This is a genomic window from Rhizobium sp. 16-488-2b (assembly GCF_017741815.1).
Classification (GTDB): domain Bacteria; phylum Pseudomonadota; class Alphaproteobacteria; order Rhizobiales; family Rhizobiaceae; genus Rhizobium.
The window spans coordinates 76407-102511 of sequence record NZ_JAGHMF010000031.1; the positions used below are offsets into that span (position 1 = coordinate 76407).

At 58.6% G+C, this 26105-nt stretch carries 17 protein-coding genes and 1 pseudogene; 15 read left to right on the forward strand and 3 right to left on the reverse strand.

Features of this window, described 5'->3' with window-relative positions:
- The first annotated feature begins 47 nt into the window (after positions 1-47).
- From J5286_RS22685 to J5286_RS22725, 9 genes are all read left to right on the forward strand, one after another.
- Complete coding sequence (locus J5286_RS22685) at positions 48-1001, forward strand: DUF1403 family protein (RefSeq protein ID WP_245206672.1); 954 nt, start codon at positions 48-50, stop codon at positions 999-1001.
- Between the two features lie 2 nt (positions 1002-1003).
- Positions 1004-1690 (forward strand): SMC-Scp complex subunit ScpB, encoded by a 687-nt coding sequence (gene scpB / locus J5286_RS22690; protein ID WP_042474905.1) that lies wholly within the window; start codon positions 1004-1006, stop codon positions 1688-1690.
- 272 nt (positions 1691-1962) lie between these two features.
- Positions 1963-3024, forward strand: coding sequence for a nitrilase-related carbon-nitrogen hydrolase (locus J5286_RS22695; RefSeq protein WP_209193634.1), 1062 nt, complete (start codon positions 1963-1965; stop codon positions 3022-3024).
- Positions 3025-3144: 120 nt separating this feature from the next.
- Positions 3145-4467, forward strand: a complete 1323-nt coding sequence (locus J5286_RS22700) for a M20 family metallopeptidase (RefSeq protein ID WP_174158402.1) — start codon at positions 3145-3147, stop codon at positions 4465-4467.
- A 47-nt stretch (positions 4468-4514) separates the two neighbouring features.
- Positions 4515-5912: a hypothetical protein gene (locus tag J5286_RS22705; RefSeq protein ID WP_209193635.1), complete on the forward strand. Its 1398-nt coding sequence runs from the start codon at positions 4515-4517 to the stop codon at positions 5910-5912.
- Between the two features lie 330 nt (positions 5913-6242).
- Positions 6243-6500: a M20/M25/M40 family metallo-hydrolase gene (locus J5286_RS22710; RefSeq protein ID WP_209193636.1), complete on the forward strand. Its 258-nt coding sequence runs from the start codon at positions 6243-6245 to the stop codon at positions 6498-6500.
- 419 nt (positions 6501-6919) lie between these two features.
- A complete protein-coding gene (locus tag J5286_RS22715) occupies positions 6920-7555 on the forward strand; it encodes a hypothetical protein (RefSeq protein ID WP_052365249.1) in 636 nt (211 codons plus the stop codon).
- Between the two features lie 51 nt (positions 7556-7606).
- The gene (locus J5286_RS22720; RefSeq protein ID WP_174158404.1) at positions 7607-10213 is read left to right on the forward strand and encodes a PD-(D/E)XK nuclease family protein; all 2607 of its coding nucleotides are present in this window, start codon (positions 7607-7609) and stop codon (positions 10211-10213) included.
- A complete protein-coding gene (locus tag J5286_RS22725; protein ID WP_209193637.1) occupies positions 10210-13488 on the forward strand; it encodes a UvrD-helicase domain-containing protein in 3279 nt (1092 codons plus the stop codon). Before J5286_RS22720 ends, J5286_RS22725 begins: the two co-directional genes overlap by 4 nt.
- A 9-nt stretch (positions 13489-13497) precedes the next feature.
- On the opposite strand, the gene J5286_RS22730 is transcribed toward J5286_RS22725, so the two are convergent.
- Positions 13498-14916 (reverse strand): UvrD-helicase domain-containing protein, encoded by a 1419-nt coding sequence (locus J5286_RS22730; protein ID WP_234909973.1) that lies wholly within the window; start codon positions 14914-14916, stop codon positions 13498-13500.
- Positions 14903-16621: an ATP-dependent nuclease gene (locus J5286_RS22735; RefSeq protein WP_174158407.1), complete on the reverse strand. Its 1719-nt coding sequence runs from the start codon at positions 16619-16621 to the stop codon at positions 14903-14905. Before J5286_RS22735 ends, J5286_RS22730 begins: the two co-directional genes overlap by 14 nt.
- A gap of 338 nt (positions 16622-16959) precedes the next feature.
- Here J5286_RS22735 and J5286_RS22740 point away from each other — a divergent pair, with 338 nt between their 5' ends.
- Together J5286_RS22740 and J5286_RS22745 are read left to right on the forward strand one after the other, a co-directional pair.
- On the forward strand, positions 16960-17988 hold the full coding sequence (locus J5286_RS22740; protein ID WP_165586813.1) for an AAA family ATPase: 1029 nt from the start codon (positions 16960-16962) through the stop codon (positions 17986-17988).
- Positions 17876-20407, forward strand: a complete 2532-nt coding sequence (locus tag J5286_RS22745) for a S8 family peptidase (protein ID WP_178132793.1) — start codon at positions 17876-17878, stop codon at positions 20405-20407. Before J5286_RS22740 ends, J5286_RS22745 begins: the two co-directional genes overlap by 113 nt.
- Positions 20408-20458: 51 nt before the next feature.
- Here the strand turns inward: J5286_RS22745 and J5286_RS22750 are convergent, their stop codons facing one another.
- On the reverse strand, positions 20459-20779 hold the full coding sequence (locus J5286_RS22750) for a hypothetical protein (RefSeq protein WP_209193638.1): 321 nt from the start codon (positions 20777-20779) through the stop codon (positions 20459-20461).
- 329 nt (positions 20780-21108) lie between these two features.
- Between J5286_RS22750 and J5286_RS22755 the strand changes: the two genes are divergently transcribed.
- The 4 genes and pseudogenes from J5286_RS22755 (at position 21109) to J5286_RS22770 (ending at position 25851) form a co-directional block, all read left to right on the forward strand.
- Positions 21109-22368: a cytochrome P450 gene (locus tag J5286_RS22755; RefSeq protein WP_042474879.1), complete on the forward strand. Its 1260-nt coding sequence runs from the start codon at positions 21109-21111 to the stop codon at positions 22366-22368.
- Positions 22369-22442: 74 nt separating this feature from the next.
- Positions 22443-23618: a cytochrome P450 gene (locus J5286_RS22760; protein WP_174080940.1), complete on the forward strand. Its 1176-nt coding sequence runs from the start codon at positions 22443-22445 to the stop codon at positions 23616-23618.
- 150 nt (positions 23619-23768) lie between these two features.
- Positions 23769-24429, forward strand: a pseudogene (locus tag J5286_RS31325) (transposase); the annotation flags it as partial.
- Between the two features lie 483 nt (positions 24430-24912).
- Positions 24913-25851 (forward strand): hypothetical protein, encoded by a 939-nt coding sequence (locus J5286_RS22770; protein ID WP_174080942.1) that lies wholly within the window; start codon positions 24913-24915, stop codon positions 25849-25851.
- Positions 25852-26105: the final 254 nt, after the last annotated feature.

The following is a 26105-nucleotide window of genomic DNA, read 5'->3' on the forward strand; positions in this document are numbered from 1 at the left end:
TTCGGGATTACTGGCACAAAGTGCGCACATCAACTATGCTTTCTCGCATGGATTCGCCCGCATCAGCCCCACCACCTGCCCCGATCTGGTCGCACACCCTGCCAACCTGGGCACTGCCGCGCGGCCACGAGACGAACGAGGCCGACGCGGCCTTTGCCGCCGGTATCGCTCTGAAATCGCTTGACGATCTGATCCGCGCCGACCCGCCCTGGCTGGGCTGCTGGCGAGATCGCCTTGCTCTCAAGTCGGCTGCCGGCGCCGCCAGGATGCACGGCCGCAGCGAGAACGAAACCGCCCTTCGCGACGCGGTATTGCTCACTGCCCCGGGCGACGATTCCGGGCCGGGCGGAAAGCTGTTTCTGGCCACACGATCGCTGACCCGCCGATCCGGCACGCCGGGGTCGCCCTTCGTGAAGGAGCTCGCCGATTTAATGGACCTCCGGTGGGATGAGGGTCTTGCCTCGATCCTCGATACGGTCGATTCTGCGATCCAGTCCGGGCGAGCAGCACCCTTCGCAGTGGCGGACCTGATAACGGGGATCTTTGCCGTTCGTCCGGACGCAGAGGTGCTGGCCCTGGGCCTGGCGGATGTCGTGCTCTCCCAAAAGCTGAAATGGCCAAGACCCGTGCCGCTGCTGCTGTCCGAGCGCTACGGCGCCGCCTTCCGCACGATCGGCGGACGCGGGCGTGTGCGGCCAGGCGATCCGGCTTATCCGCGCGCGGTCTGCCTGGCGTTGGTCGAGGGTGTCGAGGCGGCGCTTCGCTCTGCTGCCGATATCGATCGGCGGGCCAGCCGGCTGCTGACTGTGGCGCCGAAGCTGCGCACCAAGGGTGCCGGATCGGTGATCCGCAAGCTGTTGAACGAGGATGCAGTGCCAGCCTCGGCGCCCGGCAGCAATCTGTCGCGCTGGGCCGCCACCCGGCTGTTCGAGCGTCTAGAAAGTTTTGAAGCGGTGCGAGAAGTTTCAGGCCGCTCATCATTCCGCATATTCGGATTATGAAGATGGCGAAGTCCGCGGCAACTCAAACTCAAAGGCGACCATCGCGAGACCGACAGCAGGACGTTCTCTTTGATCGCGAGCTCGAGGATCTGCCATCGGGGTTGCGTTGGCGGGAATGGATGCTGCGGGTCGAGGCGGTGATCTTTGCTTCGGCCGAACCCGTCAGCCGCGAGACCCTGGCGCGGGTGGTCGGAAGAGATTGCAGCATCGATCTGCTGATCGACGATCTTATCGCGGAGCTGGGGGATAGACCCTACGAACTGGTGTCGGTCGCCGGCGGCTGGCAGCACCGTACACGACCGCGGTTCGCCGAGACGATCCGCGCTTCCTCCGCGCCGACAAGGGGAGGGGCGGCGGAATTCTCGGAGTTCGAGGCGATGGTGCTGATGGCGGTGGGATATTTCCAGCCGGTGACAAGGAGCGAGTTGTCGAAGATTTTTGGCAAGGAGGTCAGCCGCGATACGATCGCCGCACTCCGCGGTGCGGGGTTTCTCGCCTCCGGCCCCCGCAGCCCGAGTCCCGGCGCGCCGTATACATATGTGACGACCATGCACTTCCTCTCAGCCTTTGGATTGGAGACGCTGCGGGATCTTCCCAACATGGAAGCGCTCGAGGATGCTGGGCTGCTAAGTCGAAAGGCGCTTGAAAACACGGGCAGCGAGCCTGAGGGCGACATTCTCGACGAATGAGACTTGATCAGTCAGTGCGTATTCATCGAGCCGATTCAAAATTGTTTGCCGGCGGCGGTTCCTGCGTGTCCTGCCGCTCGATATTCGACCGATGCTATTTCCTCCTTCGAAGGGACGGCGGTTGAACGGGTGAAGCAATGCTTGGCTCATGTCATGGTTGCATTCCGGCAAATTTGAGATCACGATAGGTTGGGGATTGGCAGAGCATCATTGGCGGCAAGCGTGTCCCGTCATTTTGGGCCGATATTTGCTGCATGATCGGGGGATCGGGGATGTTCGTTGGCTGGCAGGGTATCAGAGCGATAGTTACCTTTGCTCTGCTCGTGTCGGGTTCGCCGGCGTCGAGAGCGGCTGAGTTAACGGTCGGCCTTGTGCAACTGAGAACTGCCGACGCCGGTAATTTCCAAGTTATGAAGGCGTTGGCTGTAGAGGCTAAGAACCAGGGTGCAGAATTAGTTGTATATCCGGAGGCCTCGGATCTGGGATGGCTCAACCCGGCAGCCTTTACCCAAGCCGAGCCAATCCCCGGCAGATATAGCGCCGCCTTTGCGTCCATCGCTTCAGAACTTGGGGTCTGGGTTGCCGCGGGGCTCACGGAGCGGGGACCAAAAGCTGGTCCTGGTTCCAACCCAGACGCATTTGAGGCTTATGATGCCGGAATTCTCATCAATCCCAAGGGGCAAATCGTCATCCATCATCGACAGTTTAACGTCGTACAGAACGCCTTTGACCCCGCTGCCTGCCAATCCATCCTAAACCGACCACAATGCTCGTACACACCGGGTGAAAAAGACGACATCAAAATTGCCAGGACCCCATTCGGCAGGACGGCAATTCTCGTTTGCGCGGACGCCTATACTTACGCGCCAGCTGCCGCACTTGAGCAATTGAAGAAGCTCACACCAGATTTCGTCATCGTGCCATGGGGCGTCACCGCGGCGGCGCAAAATCAGTGCGGCGGCAAAGGTTTTAATGCAACAACATATGCTTCCGAAGCGGCTGCCTATCTCAAATCCGCCTTTGTCGTGGGTGCAAACGCGACAGGCGAACGTTCGTACGGTCGCTTCCTTCCATCCGTGTACTGCGGCGACAGCGGCTACGCTTCGCCTTCAGGAGATGCGGTCGAAGCGACGCCGACAACCTCCGCGTTAGTATTGGTCCATATTCCTGACAGCTTTCAGGCGCCGGCACCCCTCGTCACAAATGAAATGTCCGCAGTTCACTTGTGTCCTGTAGTTTGCAACTCGTTTGCTTCCGCTTGGAATCATCAATGGAAGGCTACTGACGCCGGCCGTGGGGGTAGCTGTGGCTGCATTCCCGACACCGGACAATGAGATCAACAAGGTTATCCGCGCGGTGACAGCCGTATGACCGACTTGGTTCGATTGGCCGTCGCAAGCTAACGGAAATTGCTCGACGCTGGCCGCCCATCAGGGGCATTTGAGGGAGTTTTCATGAAAATGATTTCGAAGTCCAGCGGGCGAGGAAGGGTCAAGAAATTTCTCCAGATGGAACGGTTCAAGCCTGTCCATGCTGTTCTTTTTGCCGGTTTCCTCTTGGCAGGCGCGCCAGTTTATGCAGCCGAAACCGGCATCGATCCGAACGAGGCCCTCGAAGCCTACGTTTACCTTCACCGGAATCCAGAGGTCGGCAAAGACCTGCCTAAAGCCCATGACTACATTGTCGGGCGGCTGCAGGCCTTGGGCGGCTTCTCGTTTGAAAATGTGCCGTCTTTGCCATCAGCGGTCATTGCCATCCTCGATAGCGGTAGACCTGGGCCGATAATCGCGCTGCGTGCTGATATGGATGCTCGTCGCCTGGATGTTGGGGATGAACCTACGAGCCACGATCCGCAGTCTCAGTTGCCAGGGCTCATGCACAATTGCGGTCACGATGCCCATAGTGCAATGCTTCTTGGTGCGGCCGCGGAACTACACGCGCATCCGGAGGAATTCAAAGGTAAGATCGTCTTCCTGTTCCAGCCGGCCGAGGAGGTCAAGGGAGGCGCCGACGACATTGTTGCTGATGGGATTCTGACGCGCCTTGGCGTCCGGGCTATTTTCGCACAGCATGTCGTCGCAGAACAGGCCGTTGGCGAAGTGACTGTTTCGCAGGGCTCGGCGATGGCCGGCAGCAACACCTTCAAACTTACGTTAAGCGGGACGGCTTCGCACGCCGCGATGCCTTACGAAGGCGCAGACCTTGGCGTAACCTCAGCCAAAATCATTCTTGAACTTGCCAACCTGCCTGCGCGTGGGTGGGATTCATCGAACCGTCCCGCGGTAATTTCGGTGACAAAGATCAGCAGCAGCTCCAACTCGATCAATGCGACCCCTGCAGAAATAACGATAGAAGGGACCCTTCGGGCATTCGAGCCCCTTGGAGACGTGGCAATTTCCGGATCACTCAACAATCTCATTGCGGTCAGGATCGGGGCGCTTGCGCAAGTCTACGGCGCAAGCATTGATTGGCACGTAACGCCCGGCACGCCGCCCACCATCAACGATGTGAGTATTATTCGCAGCCTGGCGACAGATCTGGGAACCGAGGCGGGTGTAAAGTTAGCCGTGTCGACGGACCGCTTCATGACCTCGGAGGATTTTGCATATTACGGACTGCAGTTGCCTGCGGTCTATTTCGGACAAGGCATCGCGAAGGACGGATTAGGCGACGTCGGGGTTCATCAGCGAGAGTTCACAATCCACCCGGACGCCCTCCCAAATGGCGTTCGGTTTCTGGTCGCGCTTGCGCGGCTTGCAAGCGAAAGACTTCACTGAACTCATCGAAATTCACCCCGGCGCAATCCGCGCGGAAGGAGGGACCAATGTCGGTCGTCGTAGCTGCCATCATCGCCGGCGCCACCGCGGGAATAACAAAGGTTGGAGGCGAAATCGTCTCTGACCTTTATAAGGCGCTGAAAGGAAAGATTGCCGAAGTCGCCCAGTTGGACCTTTCCAGCATCGAGGAGCAGCCGGAGGACACGCACGAAAGGATGGCACTGGAGGGCGAGGTAAAGGGGGCCAAGCTTGATACTGTTGCCGCGGTCATTGAGGCAGCCAACCGTGTGATAGAGGCTACGATAAAGCAGAAAGTGCCGATGGACGACTCTTGGCTTGTCGATGTCGAGACGCTCGTCGCGAAAAAGGACATCATCTTCCGCGACATGGATACGGAAGCGTTGTTGCTCAAAGCCAGATCCGTTCGCACTAACGGCCAATTCGTTGTGGAAGGTATCAAACAAGGACGCTCCCGGCAGAAGGCAGAACCCTTGCTTCAGGTTGGCCAACTGCAGGCCAACAGCGTCAGCGTGCTCCAAACGATAATCAACGCAGTTCCGAACTGGCTCAAGATCGTCATCGTGGTCGGCGTATCCGTTCTTATCGTGAAGTTCGGCTACGACTACTTTTCGAGACGTGCCGCTTTCGACGCGGCTGTTGAGCGTGTGTTCAGCCAGCAAGGGGACGGGTACATGTCCTCTGTAAATTCAATGCTGAATCTGCAAGCCAGCATTAGAAACACGAGAGACAACGGTTTTTGGACTCCGCTCACAGCGCAATGGAGCAAACATATCGGCCGACTGGAGGGGTTTTTTGAGCCAATCGCCACAGGACTGACGACAGGGACGATGTCGCCCGCCGGGTCCGCGCAGCGAATTTGCCCGGCCGTTGAAAATGTCCTCAAGGCCCATTACGGAATGCTTGCGAGTATTTCCAAGGTGCCCGGTATTTCGGTCAATTTTTCAGCTGGTACCGGAACCTCTGAGCTGTCGATTTTCGGCCCAGTGGTCTCCATTCCGAGCACGCGCGAGATCGAAGTCGTCTATGTCCAGGCTTGCGACGGAGACCTTGAGACGATCAAAAACCCTCCCGACCTGCGCACCGCGCAAGAAAGGCGGCACGATACAATTGGCGCGATCGATGAGCAGATTGAGGAACTAAGGCGTCTGAAGCAGACTGATATTACCGCCGCACGTGAAAAAGCACGTTCTGATTTCGTATCAGCGGTTGCCAGGTCATATATTCGAATGGGTATGTATCGAGTGGATGCCATCGACAAAGCCGAGCAAGAATATGACGAGGTTTACAACGGGTCTGGGTCATTCAACTACTTGGAGCCAGGGATAAACGACGCTGTCGACAGAATAAAACAGATAAAATCTCTCGCCTCGCGTGATTTCGATGGCGAGATTAAAGCCCTTGAAGCGCAAAAATCAGTTCTCTGAACCGCCATGGCATTCCATGCTGGATCGAGATACCTGAGCCGCCAAGTACTTTGCAGACTGGCTGAACGATCAGTTTATTTTGCACCCCGCTGGGTCGGACGCGACGAAGTTAATACCTTTGCCTTGAGGCTTTCAAGAGTCGGGCTCACGGCGGAGATGAATAGGGGTTGAGCAGCAACGGCTACCGCTGGCGCATTCGGAAGCTGTCCATCTTATGCAGCCGTAAGCGATAGAAAGGCGAATGCGGATCGTCTTGTTTTGGCAAGCGGCTGTTCCGTTAACCACAGGCGTCCACTCGCGCGAGCGTCATACCGGGCTGCTGCGACGGTGGTGTTCAGAAACCTTTATCCCGCAGTCGTCTATCATCCGGCCGAAACGGCGTTGGCTGTGGAGGCTGCCCGAACTGTCTTGGGAGAGGACTCCTTCGATTCCGACCACTCGCAGCTCATGGGCTCGGAAGACTTCGCATTCATGCTCGAAGAACGACCTGGAAATACTGCGCTCCTTGACAATGGCAGCACGGCGGGGCCGCACGACCCTGCCTATGACTTCAACGACGCAGCCATCCCTTATGAGGTCGCTTACTGAAGAGGGTTGGTCGAGACAACCTTGTCGCTGTAAAATCTAGAAATTCGGCCTCTAAATCGTGATCGCCGCTTGCATACCAACCGCGCGCCGGCATCATCGGGGACTGACATGTCCTCTGATCAAAGTGATCCTGCTGCAACAAGGCGAGACAGAGCGTGCGCGACACTTGAACGAGCAATGGCTCTGAAATTCGTGGTAGACTGTTTATGGCTGGTCAGGTCATGTCGGGACAAACACCTTGAATTGCGCGGTATCATTTCGGTTGGGTTGCTTTTGATGAGGATGATGTGACGGCCGGTCATGGGCGCCCTTCTTGACTCCATGGGTCAAACGGCCGGTAATGCGCTCAGGTTTTTAAAAGCAGTGGACTCTGCGACACTCGCCGCAGGTCGATCTTCCGTGGCAAACTAGGATTCGACGTGCAGCTACAAGCTAAAATAACCGATTTCAGCGAGTTCGACATTCTGCCGGTTTTGAAGAGGCCGTACGAGGAACGGGTGATCGATCCGACCTGTGGCACAGCCGGATTTCTGTTTCATGCCGCGGAGTATTTCGACAAGCTGGGCACCTACGAAGAGCAGAAGTCGAACTGGCAGGCGCGTGAGCGCGAGGAACGGCGTTTCAGGCTGCAATCCGCCCGACGTATGGCACGGACAGCGCACCGGATCGCCAGAGCGTCGCTCAAGAGCGCAAGCCTACGATCCAACAAGGTGAAAACCATCGACCTCTCCGAGGAAGAACTCGCTGCCCACGTTCTAGAATTGTTTGCCGACCAAGGAGGTCGCTGCAAACTATCCGACCTCGCTGTACAATTTGATGGGGCAATAGCTGATCCAGAGATGGCGTGCTCTCTCGACCGCATCGACAGTGGGGGAGGTTACACCCGAGGCAATCTACAGGTCGTCTGCAACTTCATCAATCGGTGGAAGAGTGATACCGACAATTACAAGTTCAAGCAGCTGCTCGCGCTCATCAGGTGCCATGCTCCTCAGCAAGAGGTGATAGCTCCGGCAGACCGGTTGTCGCCCGGGTGGGTCCATACGCATCGCCTCTGACCTAAAATATTGGTGAAACCATATGAACGGGAGCGTTTGGAGGCGAAGAACATGCTCATTCATACCGTGGTTGTCGATGGGGCCCTAGCGTTGCGGATGCAGCGGCTCGCCGCTGCGTGCGAAGGCGCGATCGGCCGCCAGATACTAACGCTTCCCCTTCTAGCTGCTCGGCTCGCGGGCGGCTTTATAGCGCCGGCGTCACAAGAGATCTTATATCCCGCGATACGAGCAGCTCTTGACGCCGGAGCGTACGAAGACATCGGAAAGGTTGCCGGCCTGCCTGGGATGCCATCTGCTGTACTCACCGCCCTCCGCAGCTGGTGGGACGCCGGCATCATAACTGGAATTGCGGACAACCCCCGCCTTCGTGACTTTACGATGCTGGAACGACGTGTGAGAGAGGCGCTGCCTGCGGGTACACTTGCCCCGCCAGATCTCGTTGAAGCGGCGCTGAAGCGTCTGGACCACGCTCCAAAACTTTTGGGTTCGGTCACGCTTCACGAGGTTCCCGACATCAAGCCTATCTGGCACCAGCTCATCGTGCAGCTCTGCGGTGTTGTTCCAGTGCGATGGGTCGCTTCGGCTCATTGCCGGCGGAGCTGGTTCCCGGGAAAGACGGAAGCTTTGCCGGCCGGCCGCAGCCTGCTCGCCGCCGCCGATGTCTGCGCCGATCCGCGAAGCGAAGTGCGAGAGGCGCTACGCTGGGCGCGGGCGCTCATTGCGGAAGACGGCATATCTCCAAGCGAAATCGCGGTCACAGCCACTTCGCCGACAACTTGGGACGATACATTCTTGGTGCTTGCGCGCGAGGCCGGGCTTCCATTGCATTTCAGCCATGGCGTCCCGGCTTTGGCGACGCGCGAGGGCCAAAGCTGCGCCGCGCTCGCTGATGTTCTACTGAGGGGTCTCTCGCAAGAACGTGTGCGCCTCCTGTTTGCTCGAATTTCTCCAGCGCGTCACAATATCCCCCTCGACTGGGCAAAGGGTTTACGGCGAAGCGCTGCTCTGTCGAGTCCGCAGCATTGGCGGCACGCCCTCAAGAATGCGCGGGCCGAGCGGGCAGATGGAGAAGTGGCTGAAAAAGCATTGTTGCCGGTTATCGAGCTTCTCGCTCGCGGTATCCTCGAGGCGGATCGCGCGGGACATCTTCTGTTGCGTGGGTCGGCGCTCACCTTGTGGCAGGATGCCCTGCGCATGGCGCCTCCCCAAGCAGTGGAACTCTCGCTCCAGGCTCTCCGGGTCGATGACGGGAGAGAGCCCGGCAGCAGCGTCGTGTGGGGACCGGCTCGTCATCTAGCCGGCGCCTCTCGCAAGCATGTCCGGCTTCTTGGCCTCGAAGCAAACGCCTGGCCGCGCCAAACGATCAAAGATCCGTTGCTGCCGCAGCATCTTCTCGACAAGATTAGGCTTCCGTCAGCTGATATAGCCGACGAGGACCGAAGGATGCACAACCTCATCGTAAGTCAGTCTGACGGCTATGCGCTGTCACGCGGACACAGGAGTGCGACGGGTGCGCTGCAAGCCGCGAGCACGCTATGGCGCCGCGATCAGGAGCGGATCGTGAGCAGGAGCGGCATTCCTAGGCACGCCTTCAGCGAAAGCGATCGCCTGTACGCAAGACCTGCAGATGCAGGCAAGCAACGGCAGGTTCGGTCTAGCCGCGCCTGCTGGCGGGCTTGGCAGGACAGCGAGCGACATACAATGCATGACGGCCTGGTTCGAGCGAACCATCCTTTGATCCTGGATGCGCTCGCGGAAGTACAATCCACGACGTCCCTAAATCGCCTCCTTTGCAATCCGCTCGGGTTTGTCTGGGAGTACGCGCTTCACTGGCGTGAGCCCAATCTGGACCCCCAGCCACTGGCGCTTGACCATCGCGCGTTTGGAGAACTCGTCCACGCCCTCATTGGAGGCGTTCTCCGCGACGGTGCGCCGATGAATGCCGATGAGATCGAGATCGGTCTAGCGGATGAAGCAAGGCGACTGGGCGACGCATGGCCAATCGCACGTGCTGTCCCACCGGGTCTGCTATGGCGCCATACCATGACAGTGGCCCGCGAACGCGCATCCCGCGGGTTGAGAGATGCTCTTGGAGAACCTCGTGGCATGAGTTGGACGGAGCTCACATTCGGGGAGCCCATCGACGGGCCTCATCCTTGGACAACGCTTTCGCCAGTCTCGGTGGGAGCGACCGGTATCGCATTTCGCGGCAGAATCGATCGGCTCGACGAGGACGGGTCTCGAGGTACGGCCATCATAACCGACTACAAGGCAGGTGCGGCGCCCGAGCGGAAGAAAACTATCGTTTTCAATCGAGGAACGGAGCTGCAACGCGTTTTCTATGCTCTGGCCGCCAGATCGTTGCTGCCGGAGGTTCGGAACGTCGAGTCTCGGCTGACCTATCTCAGGAACGAACCCGCCCGCACATTGAGCTTGGTCCACGACGAACTCGCAGCTGCAATCGAGGAAGCCATCACCTTCACAGCCGCCGGTGTCGAACTTCAGAAGACCGGGCAGATTGCGCCGGGTCCCCAGCCGGAGTTTTTTGACCCGATTTCGATCGCGCTGCCATCCGACCTGGACGTCTATCGTCGTACCAAGCAACGTCCCTTCGCGCAGGTGAACAGCCCGCTATCCAAGCTTTGGAGCAGTCCGTGACCGCTGACTTAGATGCTCGCAGACGCGCGTTGACAGACTTCATATCCAACATCCTGGTCGAGGCAGCCGCTGGCACCGGTAAGACGTCGTTGATGGCTGCCCGTGTTGCGATGATGATAGCGAGCGGGATTGAACCCTCAAAGATCGCCGCGATCACCTTCACCGAACCGGCGGCAAGCGAGCTTGAAGCGCGAATTCGTTGGACGATTGCGGAGCTCCGCGCCGGAAAGATCCCGCCGGCGCTTGCAAAAATACTCACTGAGCCGTTGGACGCGGATGCGCTTGCTCGTCTCGAGGCCGCGGCTCCGCGCCTCGACGAAATCACGGCGACGACAATCCATGGCTTCTGCCAGGGCATCATCCGCTCGCACGGGCTCGCAGCGAGTCTGGATCCCGGATCCAGAGTGATTGATGCGACTGTCGCCGAGGCTCTCTTCGACGAAGTGCTTGCCGAGTGGCTGAAGGGCAAGCTCGCGGACAGTGCCGACGAAGATGGAGCGATCGCCACCCTGGCCAAGGACGACCCGCTTGGCGTTGTCGAGCGCGTTCGCGAGCTTGCCATATTGCGCCGGGACCATCGTACCGCGAGCGCACCTGCACCTGATTTTTCATCCCGGCCGGATCGGACATTCACCGATGCCGTCGGGGCGTTTTCCCGGTGGCACGCGGCTGGTCCAGCCGAGACTGGCACAGCAGACCTGATCGATGACCTAGAGCGTCTGGCCGCATTCTATAACGGGGCCCTGGTGAGTACCGCATTTCCAGAGCTTTGGCGCTTGACGCAGCCTCCACGCATCGAAGCGATGTTGCCGCGGTCCATCGATCTACAGCCCTATCGCAGAATGGCGGCCTGGAAGAGTGTCCTCGGAGCGGTCGAGGGCCAGCGCCGCGGTGAGGAAGCGTCCGCCCGCTACGAGCAGGTAAGCGCGGCATACCGCGTCTTGATCGGGTCGATTGCCCAGAGGCTTGTGCACGAACTGGCCGCGGCCTTGAGCGAAGTGATCGATGCGTATGAACTTCGCAAGCGTGATGCTGCGGTGCTGGATTTCGATGACCTTCTGCTTCAGGCGCGGCTTCTCGTTTGCGACCATACGGAAATTCGCGAATGGCTCGCGTGGCGCTACTCGCATCTTCTCGTCGATGAATTCCAGGACACCGACCCGCTGCAGGCCGAGATCTTGTTTTTCATCGCGGCAACCTCGCCTCCCACTCGCTGGGAACAGGCTCAGCTTCGGCCCGGCGCACTGTTTCTGGTCGGCGATCCCAAACAGGCCATCTATCGGTTTCGCGGGGCCGACATCGAAGCTTATGCCGTGGCCAAGTCGGTGATCGCAAAATCAACGAATGGCTGCCTGCTTGCGGTCACGGCTAATTTCCGGTCCCGGGCGGAAGTGCTTAAACATGTCAACGAGGTTTTCCAGCAAGTGCTGGCCAAGCCGGGACAGCCCGGCTTCGTACCCTTAACGGCTACGGTGAACCCCCCGCCGCTGCCATTTCCAGCTGCGGCGAAGCTCACGATCGACGTGCCACGCGATGCCCGGGCAGAGGAGCAGCGCGAGGCGGAGGCGGAGGCAGTGGCCGAACTTTGCGTACGCCTGATAGGGGCACTTACGATCACCGAAGCAGACGGGACGGAGCGTCGCCTTCGCGCAGGGGACATTGCCTTGCTCGCGCCCACCCATACCGATTTATGGCGTTACGAGCGCGCCCTTGAAGGACAGCGGGTCGCTGTCGCCTCTCAGGCAGGTAACGCGCTATTCCGGCGGCAGGAACTGCAGGATATTCTGGCTCTGGTCCGAACCTTGACCGATCCCTTGGACACACTCGCTTTTGGCGCGCTTATGCGCGGCCCGCTTGTCGGAATGAGCGATGAAGAGTTGCTCGATGTCACGGCGGCACTCAAGCCTGATGCGGATGGACGCCGGCGATTTCAGTTGCGGACGGTGGCTGACGACGTTGGACACTCCCTCGCTCGTGAAGTGCTTGTCAAACTCCAGGGTCTGCACCGTCTCGCCGCGGAACTCACACCCATGCAATTGCTGGGGTACGCGATCGAACGCTTGAACCTCCGCGTGGTGATGGCAGCGCGTCATGGCCAACGCAACGCCCGAGCACTGGCGAACCTCGACGCAATTATCGAGCTCGCCAGGCCCTATGGAGTCGCTGGCCTGCGCGCGTTTGCGCTCGATCTCCAGCGGGGGTGGGAGCGAAAACGCCGCCACCCCGAGGGACGGGTGGACGTCTCTGGAGACGCGGTCGAAATCGTCACGATGCACAGCGCCAAGGGGCTTGAATGGCCTGTCGTCATTACGGTGAATTCGTCAACTCGTTTCAAGCCTCAGGACCAGTTTGTGTATCGCCAATCGGACGATACCCTTCATTGGATCGTCGGCGGCATTGAGCCGCCCGACTTGGCAGCCGCCCGCAACGAGGAGGAATTCCGCGAAGCGAGGCAGCGTGAACGGCTGTGGTACGTTGCGACCACCCGTGCCCGCGATCTGCTCGTAATCCCCGATCTGCCAGGAGCGTCGTCGCGCTCGTGGTCGAGGGTCATGGATCTGGGACAAAAGCGCCTGAGTGAGCTTCAGACTGACATGCTGCCTGCGTCCGAAGTGACCACTGCTAATGTCCTAACCAACGAGCAGACCGATGCGATCTTCATCGCCGAGCGCGAGCGCATCGTGGCTGCCTCGGAACCAATTCTCTGGGACCGTCCGAGCGAGCGCGATCCTGACCGCAGCGCAGACACGATCGACAGCTTTGTCGTGGATATTACGGCGGATGGCCAGCGAATTGTCGGGGCAGGCGCCCTCCGCGGTACCGTTCTTCACAAGCTCATGGAGGAGCTTCTCAATGGTGAATTGTCCGATAGTGAGGACGAGGCCATCCGGCGCGCAGGCGAACTGCTTGACCAACTGCAAGCCGTTGTCGATGACGACGCCATCGAGCGCAGGCCGGATCCTGCCGAGATGGGGAGAACGGCGCTGCGGACATTGCGCCTGCCCGAGCTTGAGCCGTTCGTCGGCAAGCTCGTACCCGAAATTCCGCTATGGGCCGCAACCCCGCCACGCTATCTTGCCGGCCGAGCGGACGCGGCCTGGGTCGACGATGACCGGATCGCCCTGGTCATAGACTGGAAATCGGATGTGAACCCGGATGCGCCTGCACAGGGTGCACACGCGGCACAGCTCCGTGACTATCTGAGCGTGACCGGTGCTGAACGCGGGGCCGTCGTTTACATGTCAGCTGGGCATGTCTCCTGGATCGAACCGTGAGTCCCGTGATCACCAGACAGGATTGAGTATCGGGGAGGAGGAGCAAACGATCACCCGGCTAGATCCACGCGTCATCGCGACGTAGAGGTTTCGAGCGTTGAGAGCAGCGGCGTTCAGAACAACGGAGACATCGGCTTCAAGGCCCTTGAGTAACAAGGTGCTGCCGACGGAGCGTCTGGCAAGCGGCCGCCCGACCAACCGCGACTGCTCGCGGATCGCAACAGTCGCCTCCCGGAAGGATGGTCCCCCTGGGGAGGCGGCGAGCTGCAGGGCGCGCTGTGCCGCGGCAAGCACCGCCGGACGATAACACCGCACCCCACCCGCCCTGTTGATAGACACCAAAAGGTCTGCAACCGCGCTGAGCGTTCGCTCCTGCTCGAACACAACGGCCGCCTGTTCCATGTCGGACAAGGCACGGCCAAGGCTGCCCGACCGGGCGGCAGTGATCGACCGCACAAGGTCATCGGCTGAAAAATTGCTCATCAGATTTTCTGCAAATCCGGCGGCCACTGACAGCGCTTCCGGGCGGCTGACATCGAAGGCAGCGCCAAAGTCAATGAGGTCACGCAAGTCTACGGCCTCCACAGTGACGGCACCGTCGACCTGACGTGCGAAGCGGCGCTGTCCAGCCGGGTCGGTGCTGTCGCCGATAATAAGCACCTTCGCGTCGCCAGGGACTTGTACCGCGGCCGCCGCGAGACGAAGCGTATCATCGCGCCGGCCGTCGAGCTCGATCCACTGAACTGCAGCCGGTGCCATTCGCAGATCGATCGGTGCGCCGCTGGCGAGTTGGGGCCGGAGAGAAAGCAACCAGCTGCCCAATTGGGCAGCTCCGGCATTGTTCCAACGCCACGGAGTTGTCAGTTCCCCGACGACCGGGAAGAACGCCAGAACCTCTGAATTCCAGTCCGCTAGACGGTCGGCCCCGAAGCCGAAGATGGATTGGAAGGGGTCTCCGACGATCGCTGTCGGCAGGCTCTGCGCAAGCCAGGCTACGAGCGCATGCTGCCGGATCGAGCAGTCCTGATACTCGTCGACGAACAGCCTTTCGTAGCTGGCGGCGAGGATGTCGTTCACATGTCCGGCGGCGGCGAGCCGTGCCGCTGCATCTCGGATGGCCTCATAATTCGGCCGGGCACCGGTTATGATCCGCGGATCGTGCCCCGCGCGCTGCGGAAATGTTGAAATCAGCCGGATGGCAAAACCATCCAACGTGGCTGATCGATAAGAGTTCGGCTTCACCCCCGCCTTTTCGAGACGCCCACGCAGAGCTGCAACACCGGCATTGGTGTGCGTCAACACCAGTACCGGTTTCGCGCCGCTGTGCCGCGCAAGCGCGTCCGTAATGAGCTGCGTCTTCCCACAGCCAGCAGGCGCTACGACAAGTCCCCGCCCGATTGCATTCAGGTCGATTTCACCGGCTGCCATCTTCAATCCAATCCAACACGCCATCCATTACACTCGTGAGACTGGCATTGGCGGCAGCATAGGAAGGTCCGACGATGGTCCGTCCGGCGGTCTCCATGGTTGTAATGGTCTTAAGCCAGCCGAACCGCGCCGCAGCATTCCCCAGGAGCGTTCGGCTGGCGGCATCGAAGCCATTAATCAAAGCGTCGGTTTCAAGAACAATCAGCGACGTCGAGCTGTTCGAAATCGTCTTGATATGCGCGTCGATAAGTGCGCGATCTTTTGCTTCGACCGCAAGCTCAAGGAGTTGCGCGACGGACGCGTCGGACAAGGCAGCAAACAGCTCCTGCTCAAGCGCCCGCCCCCCGCCCCAGGCGAAAACCTGCCCTCCGCCGGCGAGGAAAGCTGCTTCCGCGGCTGCAGGCGCGGCTTTGTCACTATCGCGCAGGATGGCGACGCGGTATCCAAGGGACTGCAACGCGTTGGCGCGGCTGAACGTCTCATCGCCATTGCCGTTGACCAGCGTGGCGCCGCAGGCGGCGAGAGATAGTTCACCTGTTCCGGTAAAATGTTGATCCAGCCCGCGCATAAGGCCGATCTCGCTTCCGCCTTCACACACAACGATGGAGGTGGCAAGCAGGGCATGGGCGTGAGCCCGGATCGTCCCCTGCACGTTCCCTGCGTCGCTGGCACGGGTCACGACGTGTTCGTGATCCTTATGTCGGACAATGTGGAGCTGGTGAGCGCTCAGTTCGGTGACGGTCGTTGGTGAATGGCTGGTCGCGAACACCTGCATCGGAGGAACTTCTTCCTTGGCACCGAGCGCCCCGAGCAAGCGGATGATGCGGTGCGGCTCAAGACCGTATTCCAGTTCATCGATCAGGAAGGTCGTTGCCTTCTCTGCAGCTTTCCGCTGCAAAGCGGCGATCAAGAGACGCGACGATCCCAAGCCGAGCGACCTTAGTGGAATACCGCTCTCGTCGTGCAGCGAGATCGACCCGCCCGTAAAGCTGATCGAACCGGCGTCGATAAGGGCCTGCACCGCCGCACCGACAGGAACGCCCATCTCATCTGCAGCGGCGGTGACGATCTTCAACGAACCTTCCAACTCCTTGAGTTTCTCCTGATCAAAAGCATCACGCATCTCGCGCGCCAGCCGGGTCAGTTCACTCGATGTATCTGCCTTGCCTTCCGTGATTTTGCTCAACACCGAGCCACGCCGCCACGTTAGGTGTGAGTCGCCCGCCCCACCGAGCCGCGCCGGGGCGATCCGGGTGCGATCCGCCCAACTGAGGTTGCGCGTTCGTCCCGCTGCCTGCGCGCGCGGCGACACGAGCGACCATTCCGGCTCCAGGTCGCTCTGTACGGTGAGTTGCAGGGTCAGCGCCGTTTCTAGCCCGGCGCCTGGCTCCGCCTCCACGATTCCCGTCACCGCGTTGAAGCCCACAAGGAAGTCGCCATACGCGTCGATGTTCTTGAGCGGATCATCGAGGGCGCCAAGGGTAACCGAAATGCGGATAGGCTGATTAAAGTCGATCCCGTGGAAGTCCGTATCCGTGAAGGACAACGATCGCCGCGCGCCGAGGCATAAATCGATCGCGTCGAGAATAGTCGACTTCCCGCTGTCACCCGGACCGACCAGACAGTTTACGCCGGGTCCTGGCAGCCATCGAAGCTTTTTAATTGCGCGAAAGTTCGCAATTTCTAGCAGCCGAACTGCGGTCATGCCGCCCCCCTTAACAATTGCGTTTTCCGCGATAAGCTTCTGCCGCCAACCGTGGTTAAACCCGGGTATACGGCGTGCTATTTCTGCCCGCGGCTGGATTAGAAATTACACTCATGGCGAGTGATTGAGAACAGGGCTTTTCCATGTGTGTGTTGGCGAGGTGTGAATTTCATGTATAGAAGTGCGAGAGGTGCGCGGGAGAAGACTTTTTCAACTATTTGGGTTACGATTCGCGTGACCGCGAGTTTAACTCCAGAACCCTCAGAAACGCGATCGATATGGCACGAAGCGACCTCCTCATTTCCCTTGTACGCGCCGGAGCGTCCGGCGATCGGGCAATGCTGAAATCCGCAACGGAAGCCCTGGTGGCTGAGGAGCGTGCACAGAACCATCACATCGTCGCCGATAGACTCGAGCGCGCTCTATCAACGGTCGCCGTCACGCCACCCGCGCTGACGGCCGCCTCCAGTCCTGCCGGTTCCGGAAAGGACACGATACTCGAACTCGAGCCGCGACTTCAGCTCAATCAGCTGATGCTTCCGCTTCCGGTGGAGCAGGGCGGCCGTCAACTCATCGAAGAGCATACTCGCGCCGATGTCTTGCGCGCTCATGGCTATGAGCCGCGCCATCGGGTTCTGCTCTCCGGTCCACCCGGTAACGGCAAGACCTCCTTTGCTGAGGCTGTGGCGGAGGCACTCGGGCTACCGTTTTTTGTTGTCCGATACGATGCGCTGATCGGAAGCTACCTCGGCGAGACGAATGCTCGTTTGCGCAAGCTATTCGACTATGTCCGTACACGGCCGAGCGTTCTGTTCTTCGACGAGTTCGACTCGATCGGCAAGGAACGTGGCGATACCCACGAGACCGGCGAAATCAAGCGGGTCGTCTCGTTCCTCCTGATGCAGCTCGACCAGCTGCCCAGCTACGTCGTCGTGATCGCCGCAACCAACCACGCCGAGCTGCTGGACCGGGCAGTTTGGCGACGCTTCCAGATGCGGTTGGCTTTCCCGGCCCCGGACCGGCAGAGGATCGGAGTTTTCCTCGACCACATTATCTCGCAATGGCCCGATGCGCCTAAGGCTGCGGCGAAATCGATCGCCGCGAAATTGGGTACCGTAAGTTTTGCAGAGGCTTTGGATTTCTGCCAAAACGTGCGAAGACGACAGATATTGGGCTTGGGGGAGCTTTCCATCGACGATGCACTTCGTTCAGAACTGGACCTCTGGGCAACAAGAGTTAGCCCCGAGGTTTTGAATGGCGAGCGATCCGACCAAACCGATACTGAGACTGCATCCGAGCGCTCCGCAGCCAAGAGCACCCGGCCGTCAAGCGGTCGTACGCGGCCCTCAACCAAACTCAACCGCTGACCAGAACCAGCGATTTGGCGCGAAATTTCAACGTCTTACCGACGTGCTGCAGCGCGACCCGGCAGGGCTTGCACTTCGCGCTGATCCGTCCGCGCTGGCGCCTGAGCGACTTCTCGTATTCGAAGTGAGGGGGAGCATTTCCGCCTTTGCACGGGCAATCAACAACGTGCCAGGCCTCGAACTTATCGACGAGGAAGAGTTGCCGGGCGATGAGGACAAGGCACCCGTTGCCTACTTGCTTGTACCGGATTTGCGGGCACTGAGGCAGATAGAGTCGCTATGGCGAACCTGGGTGGCGGGCCGAGTGTTACCACAGGGCTTTACACCATGGCGCGACGTCTTTGCCTGTCTTCGCGACCTTCGTGTTTGGGGTCCTACCGATCGCGTCCAGCGATTGGACGCGGATGTCCTGACTGAGGAGATCGAAGGTCGGGCCGACGACGAGCTTGTTCCTCTTGAAATCGAACTGGTGTTCCGCGCGTCTCCTGACGCAGGTGCGATCAGTGAAGCGATGGTCGTGGAGGCGATCGGGCAGAGTGGTGGCCGACTTCTCAGTCGCGCCAGACTGGATGACATTGCCTACCACGCCATCCTTGCCGAATTGCCAGTGGCAGCAATTCGGATGGTCGTGGAACAGTCTCCCGCCAGCCTGGCCGGTGTCGAGCCTATCATGCACATTCGCCCGCAGAGCGTCGTCGAGGAAATTGACGCCAATGATATTGTGCCGGCTGCTCCTGCGCCGGCGATGGGACCTGTCACCGTCGACCCTATCCTTGCGCTTCTCGATGGTGTCCCGGTCGCGGGTCACCCGCTGCTGCAGCCCTATTTGAGTGTGGAGGACCATTTCGGGCTTGAGCCCGGCGCTGTCGTGGCGCAACGATATCACGGGTCGGCCATGGCCTCCCTTTTAGTTCACGGGGATCGCAACAAGCCGGAGCCTCCGCTGCCTCGTCAGGTGCACTGCATTCCTGTTCTCGGCGACAACGACCGCTTTCCGCCGGAGAGGCTGATCATCGATTTGATCTATCAGGCTGTCATCCGAATGCGCGCGGGCAATCAACCCTCGGCTCCACATGTGATCATCATCAATATCTCGCTTGGAAATGTCCGGCGCCCATTCTACGGTCAGCTGTCGCCCTGGGCGAGACTTCTCGACAGGCTGGCATATCGCTTCGGTATCCTTTTCCTCGTCAGCGCGGGCAATATAACGACACAATTCCCCGTCGCGGCCTTTGCAAACAGGGTCGCGTTCGAGGATGCCAACGCCGATCAGCGCGCGCGCGGCGTGATCAACGCGGTTGCGGCAGTTGTCGCCGACCGTCGATTGCTCTCCCCGTCCGAAACGATCAACGGCTTGACCATCGGCGCTCGAAACCTGGATTGGGTGCCGACCGCTGAGCGAGCCTTGGCACGCGTTAACGTAAACCCCTATTCCGAACTCGACATTGCAAACCCGTCCAGCGCGCTAGGGCCTGGATTCGCAGGCTCCGTTAAGCCAGATATACTTATGCCGGGCGCACGAGAGCACCTCCGCGTCGTCGCCAGCGCGGAGAGCGTCACGGTCGCACCTGCGGGCGCAAGTCGAGGAGCGGGCCTCAAAGTTGCCGCACCGCCACGCCCTGGCCTTGAGAATGCCGAAGGGTTCACAAATGGGACGAGCGCAGCAACGGCACTTGCTTCCCGAACGGCACATCGCATCCACGATGCTTTGGAGGCGGCCTATGGTCAGGAATTTCTGCAGCTGACGAATACACAACGAGCTATTCTCATCAAGGCTCTGCTTGTGCACCCAGCGCGCTGGCCGAATGCGGCGGCTGGCTTGGTCAAAGAGCTACTAGGGCCGTTCGGCCAGGGTCAGGCTCCACGTCAAAAGGACAACATTCGCCGCTTCCTCGGATATGGCCTGTTCGACAGCGACGATGCCGTCGCCTGCGCCGCGGACCGTGCCACCTTCTGGTGTGTTGGTTCGCTCGGGAGGGAGCGCAGCGTCGATGTGCTGGTGCCGATACCGGCGGCGATCGGCGGACAGGCACGCGCTCACTCGGTTTCTGCTACATTGGCTTGGTTCACACCGGTCGTGCCCGGTCGGAAATCCTATCGCGCTGTTAGGATGAAGATCCTCGATCCGGCCGAGATCGCGGGTCTTGGTGTTTCCGCTGACGCATGGCAACCAGATGGAAACCAGACCAATCGCGGAACCGTCTTTACGCGGGTGTGGAGCGGGGCTCAAGCCGCGGTCGTCGCCGACGGTATGAGCTTGCGATTGAAAATTCAAAGAGAACCCGATCCCGCCGGCGCCGTTGACGAATTGGTTCCGTTCGGTCTTGCGGTTACCCTGGAAATGCCTGGCGAGCTGAGAATTTACGATCAGGTGAGAAATCGCGTTCAACCGCGTCCGGCGCAACGAGCCGCTCCATAATTAAGGAAGTAGACATTGTGGTCGAAATACCGTCAAACTTCATTGGCGATTTCAAGGTTGGGGACAACCTTGTTTACAACGCTGGCGTTCTGCGCTCGCTCTGTGACCATAATGGCGGCGGCGGCTTGAATAAGCTCGTGATGGTGCAGGTCGGGGCCATTCGAGGCCGCGCTGGGCCAAATCATCTACCGCGCGCAGAATTTCTATCGCGAAGGCGTCCCTAACATCGACGAAGCCGACCGGCAGGAAATCGAAGGCAAAAAGATAGACAAGCTCAACAACATCATCGATGTGATGCGCAAATATGGGCTGCTCGACGAGCTCGGGGCAGGCATCTATGACGAGCTCCACACCCTTCGCAAATTTCAACAAGGTCCATATTCAGGATGATAATCAGGATGTACCGCGCGATGAGGCGGTAACCGTCATGTCTGCAATGGCCAATTGCAGAGACTGCCTTCAATGATGGCATTTAGCCCATACGCCGACATTCGGACGGCTACTTCCCATCGGCGGCCTCTATATGAGGATACCGCAGCTGAAGGATAAATTTGATCATATTACAGATGAAACCATATTCAAATATGTAGGCACATCCTTTGTTGCTACCTTGAGCTGAACGTAACCCCCTAAAGCCAAGGCTTTGAACTTCTGTATCTTTTATGCCTTCCTTAGATTGTCATTGCTGAAAGTGTGTTACAATGATCGCAAACGGGTCCTCCAACAATCCCCAGACCGGGCAGCAGTCTAGAGACGTTACGCAGCTCGATCCTGGCGCTGTTCCTGTAAGCAGGCTTGATGCTGAAGGTCATGAACTCTTCGCAGAATGGCGACCTCGGCGCCCGTTCCTTCGACGAGAGGACGGCGTCTTTCTGGTTCTCCGTGCGGATGATATCATTCTGCTGGGCACCGATCCACGTACCAGGCAAATAGAAACAGAACTCATGTTGTCTCGTGGCGTCGAAGGCGGTGCCGTCTTCGACTTTATCCGCTATAGCATGCTTTTTTCGAATGGCGAGGCACATTCGAAACGGCGCTCAGCCTTTACGAAGACCTTCGCATTCCGGATGATTGAGGCACTGCGCCCGGAGATCATGAAAATAACGGAGCATTTGTGGGACGATTTGCAGAAAGTTGAGGATTTTGACTTTGCTGAAATGTATGCTTCGAAATTGCCTGCTCTAACCATCGCAAGTGTGCTTGGCTTGCCATCTGAGGATGCGCCTTACTTCACGCAACTTGTTTATAAAGTTTCACGCTGCTTGAGTCCTTCATGGCGAAAAGAGGATTTCGCGGAGATTGAAGCTTCTGCCATCGAGCTCCAAGACTATGTTCGGGCAGCGGTAGCGGACAGCAGCCGTCGTATAAGTGACGACTTCCTCTCGAGCTACTTGAAAGCGGTGCGAGAAGAAGGAACGCTGTCACCCATCGAAGAGATCATGCAATTGGTTCTTCTCATACTCGCGGGAAGCGATACAACGCGTACCGCGATGGTGATGTTGACGGCTCTTTTGCTGCAAAATCCTGCTATCTGGTCCTCGCTATGTCGCGATCAGTCCGGCGTCGCAGCCGCAGTCGAGGAAGGCCTCCGTTTCGAGCCACCAGTTGGGTCTTTCCCGCGGCTAGCGCTCGAAGATATTGATCTGGATGGGTATGTGTTGCCAAAGGGAAGTCTCCTAGCCCTAAGTATCATGTCCGGCCTCAGGGATGAGAGACACTACGAGCGTCCGGAGCTTTTTGACGTAGCGCGTAAACAAATGCGTTGGCACCTCGGATTTGGTGCGGGTGTACACCGGTGCCTCGGCGAGGCTCTGGCGCGGGTTGAATTGCAAGAAGGACTTAGAACCATTTTGCGCCGCGCGCCGAATCTTGCCGTGACGGGTGACTCGCCACGGATGATGGGTCACGGCGGTGTACGGCGGGCCACGGGAATGACGGTGAAGTTGAGTCTCGACCAGTGAGCTCAATCCGCGCTGCTCGCTCGGCGGAAGGATGGCGTGTCACGCACTGTCTTAGATGAATTGGGAGGATTCTCATGCAATTGGCGCCAGTGGATGGTGTAACGACGATCGACGACCTTACGCTTGATCCCTATCCGATTTATCGCCGAATGCGCGCGCAGACCCCGGTGGTGCGTGTCGCCTCGGTGAAGCGGACGTTTTTGACTAAGGCCTCCGATACCAAGATGGTGAAGGATGATCCCGCGCGCTTCAGTTCTAATGACCCCAGCACACCGATGAAGCCGGCCTTTCAGGCCCATACTCTGATGCGTAAGGATGGAGCGGAACACGTCCGCGAAAGAATGGCCATGGCCAAGGCCTTCGCCCCCAAGACGATCGCGGAGCACTGGGCGCCGATCTATCGGGACATCGTGAATGACTATCTTGATCGCCTTCCGCGCGGCGACACCGTAGATCTATTTGCGGAAATCTGCGGCCCGGTGGCCGCCCGCATCCTGGCTCATATCCTTGGAATTTGCGAAGCATCCGACGCGGAGATGATACGTTGGTCGCAGCGGCTCATTGACGGGGCGGGCAACTTCGGATGGCGTCCCGAGCCCTTCGAGCGGTCGGACGAAGCCAATGCGGAGATGGACAGGCTATTCGATATCCTTGTCGAAAAGCACCGGGCGGAGCCGAACCCCTCGGCTTTCGCGATCATGGTGAACGCGCCCGATCCCATACCCATGAGCCAGATATATGCCAACATTAAGATCGCCATCGGCGGAGGGATCAATGAGCCTCGCGATGCTCTCGGCACGATTGTCTATGGATTGCTGACCAATCCCGAACAATTCGAAGAGGTAAAGAGGCAGCAATGCTGGGGGCAGGTCTTCGAGGAGGGAGTGCGCTGGGTTGCGCCGATCCAGGCGAGTTCGCGCCTCGTGCTGGAGGACACGGAAGTTCGTGGTTTTCTCATACCGAAGGGCGATACCGTGATGACCATCCAAGCCTCTGCCAATCGAGATGAGGATGTCTTTGAGGACGGAGAGCGCTTCAATGCCTTCCGCAATGGGAACGCGCATCAGTCCTTCGGTTCAGGACCGCATCACTGTGCCGGTGCGCAAATCTCGCGTCAAACCGTTGGGGCAATCATGTTGCCCATGCTGCTTGAGCGCTTTCCGAATATGGCGCTGCCTAACCCGGACGCGGTGCAGTGGCGCGGGTTTGGCTTCCGCGGACCGATTAATCTTCCAGTTACGCTGATATGATCGGTAGCTTCTGTCGCATCACACCTAAGTCGTCCGATGCGGCTATTTCGGGTTGGCTCTTTGAATTACAGCAGCAGTCTATAGCCTAATATCAACAGCGGTAATCAGACCGCAATGTTAAATAGCGCCGCGCATAATTGACCTGTTCCGCCCGGCCATGTGAAGAAATTAACGAGTCAGAAGCGGTGCGCGCTGCAAACTGCGCGCAAGCTTCTGCAGGAGAAAGCAATTGCCATCGCGAATGACATTCGCGGCCTCTTGCGCAATTTTGAGCTCAAAGTTGGTTTAGTTGGGACGGCCGATCTCGAGGATAGGGTCCGCGAGCTCACAGAAGACATTCCCGATCTGGCGGAGATCATGGCCGCGCTCCTCACCACCAGGCAAAAGCTGCGTGAAGAGTTTTCCCGCCTACATCGGAAAGTGTCAGAAATCGCCAAGGGTAATGCGATCTGCAGACGTTTAATGACGGTTCCTGGTGTCGGCCCGGTTACGTCGCTCGCTTTATGAGCACGATCGACGTTCCTGCCCGCTTCAAGAATTCGAAAGCCGTTGGGCCATCCCTCGGATTGACCCCAGTTCGCGGCGATGAAGCCATGCGAGTGCTGCTGTATGAGGCCGCACAAGTCATGCTGCGACGGGGTCCCAGAGATGGTCCTGGCTCAAAGCCTGGGCCATGCAGGTTGCCAAGCGACGCGGCCGGCAAAAACCGATTGTCGCGCTGGCGCGCCGCCTTGCTGTGATCACGCACCGCATGTGGCGCGACGGAACAGAATTCCGTTGGAAATGGGCGAATATGCCTGCGTCTGTCTGAGAGGAGTCTGGAAAGATTCCGCTAACCGGTGGAAAGGCGCCCCTGCGGGACGATGGATGAGGTGAGCTCGCTGGGCTCTTCTGTCGATCGCTTCACCGCAGTCAGAACGCGCAACAGATTTGGGCCATCTCATTCTACTGATCCCATGCTGGGAGGGCATGCGCCGATCCCGAAGAGAAGCGAGGGCCCGCGAGAGACGTCGAACTGTCGAGAAGCTGAAAGCTCAAAAGCGCTTGACCTCAACACGCTGAACAAAGGACTCCTGAAACGATATGCCTTGGGGTTGTAGAACGCTTGCAATCTTAAGTTAGACATTCTTACGAGCGGGTCACCCCAGTCATTTGTGGATTTAGATCCCAAGCCTGTACCCATATCATTGGACTAAATTATAAGTTGTACATTACAAAAATAATACAATAAAAATTGAGACTCGTTCTTTATCGAAGTAGGCTTCGGATGATTTAGGGAAAAGGAGTTTGGATAATGGAACCCAGCCAACGAAACTTCAATGACGAACCTGGTGCTTCTCATGCAGAAGTCCGTTCCATTTCGGCAAGCACAGGGTTGCCTTCCGAGCTTTGGGCTAAGGTTGCGACTTATATTCCCACGCCGGACCCGGTGGAAACGGCACGGAATCTCGGAAGCCTGGAGCGTGCAGGGCGGGTAGGTCGCGAAGCCGTTGGAAGTGATCCTGTCGGAAAATATCACGCTCGCATGAAGCGAATTGGCGCTTCTGCCAAAGCCGTGTTCGATACGGTCATTCCTGGAGATCAATTGCCTGAGTGGGAAGTGAACAGACCTTCTCCGACAGCTAGAACGCGAGCCGTCGGATCAATTCTTAAATTCCAATCTGAAGCGGGAAAATCGAGATTTGTCGTCAATATTCTCAACTTGCCAGAATCTGCTCAATGCGATGCGATTCTCAGCGTCATAAAGCATCTGGATGATCTTGGCGAAGTTAACAAGACACGCCTCATCGAACGCTCCATCGAAATTTTGCATCTGGATCCTCCTCTGACTTGGAATATGGGCCAGAAATGCCCTGCGGCCGACGTGCTGGTCCAAGGCGAAAAGTACCTGAATGCGGACCAACAAGCTCGAATACAACAAGAGAGGAATGATCGTCCGCGACTATCTCCCCTGTTTCGCCGAGCCACTGAGGATTTCGAGGTTCAAAAAGCAATGGATGCAAATCCCAGAAGATATAGGGATGCGGCGGAGCCGGAAGTCAGAGCTGTAGACGCAGTAATTGAAGCAATCGAAAGGTATAGCGCGTCCGTAGCAAGAGGGGGACCAACTGCTATCGGACTTCTAACGGCCAACGAAAGCTTTGAGAAAAATATTAATGATGCCTACACTCGTACAAAGGCCGAACTAGATGCTTCTTCGCGTGACAGAAGTCGGTCCGGATTATCGCGATAATTTCCTGGATCGACGGCGCTGCTTGCGTCGCTCCACGGCATCAGGTTTGGCGTCGTCGCCCCTGGCCCAGTTCCGGATGTCGTTTGACAGGTGCATGTAGAGTGTACCTGTTGGAGCCGATTTTTGCCGATGGTCGCCTTGGGAAAAAGAAAGGTTTCGGAGCCCCGTGAGTGTGGGCAAATAAACGAAACATATGCGGGTGTGAAAATTCTAACAACGGTGGCAGCGCAACCGAGCCGCCTGCTAACCGACGA

Excerpts from the sequence above, each read along its gene's own strand:
- J5286_RS22685 (WP_245206672.1), top strand. The coding sequence starts at position 48 with ATGGATTCGCCCGCATCAGCCCCACCACCTGCCCCGATCTGGTCGCAC.
- scpB (WP_042474905.1), top strand. The coding sequence starts at position 1,004 with ATGGCGAAGTCCGCGGCAACTCAAACTCAAAGGCGACCATCGCGAGAC.
- J5286_RS22695 (WP_209193634.1), top strand. The coding sequence starts at position 1,963 with ATGTTCGTTGGCTGGCAGGGTATCAGAGCGATAGTTACCTTTGCTCTG.
- J5286_RS22700 (WP_174158402.1), top strand. The coding sequence starts at position 3,145 with ATGAAAATGATTTCGAAGTCCAGCGGGCGAGGAAGGGTCAAGAAATTT.
- J5286_RS22705 (WP_209193635.1), top strand. The coding sequence starts at position 4,515 with ATGTCGGTCGTCGTAGCTGCCATCATCGCCGGCGCCACCGCGGGAATA.
- J5286_RS22720 (WP_174158404.1), top strand. The coding sequence starts at position 7,607 with ATGCTCATTCATACCGTGGTTGTCGATGGGGCCCTAGCGTTGCGGATG.
- J5286_RS22730 (WP_234909973.1), bottom strand. The coding sequence starts at position 14,916 with ATGGCAGCCGGTGAAATCGACCTGAATGCAATCGGGCGGGGACTTGTC.
- J5286_RS22735 (WP_174158407.1), bottom strand. The coding sequence starts at position 16,621 with ATGACCGCAGTTCGGCTGCTAGAAATTGCGAACTTTCGCGCAATTAAA.
- J5286_RS22740 (WP_165586813.1), top strand. The coding sequence starts at position 16,960 with ATGCTGAAATCCGCAACGGAAGCCCTGGTGGCTGAGGAGCGTGCACAG.
- J5286_RS22745 (WP_178132793.1), top strand. The coding sequence starts at position 17,876 with ATGGCGAGCGATCCGACCAAACCGATACTGAGACTGCATCCGAGCGCT.
- J5286_RS22755 (WP_042474879.1), top strand. The coding sequence starts at position 21,109 with ATGATCGCAAACGGGTCCTCCAACAATCCCCAGACCGGGCAGCAGTCT.
- J5286_RS22760 (WP_174080940.1), top strand. The coding sequence starts at position 22,443 with ATGCAATTGGCGCCAGTGGATGGTGTAACGACGATCGACGACCTTACG.
- J5286_RS22770 (WP_174080942.1), top strand. The coding sequence starts at position 24,913 with ATGGAACCCAGCCAACGAAACTTCAATGACGAACCTGGTGCTTCTCAT.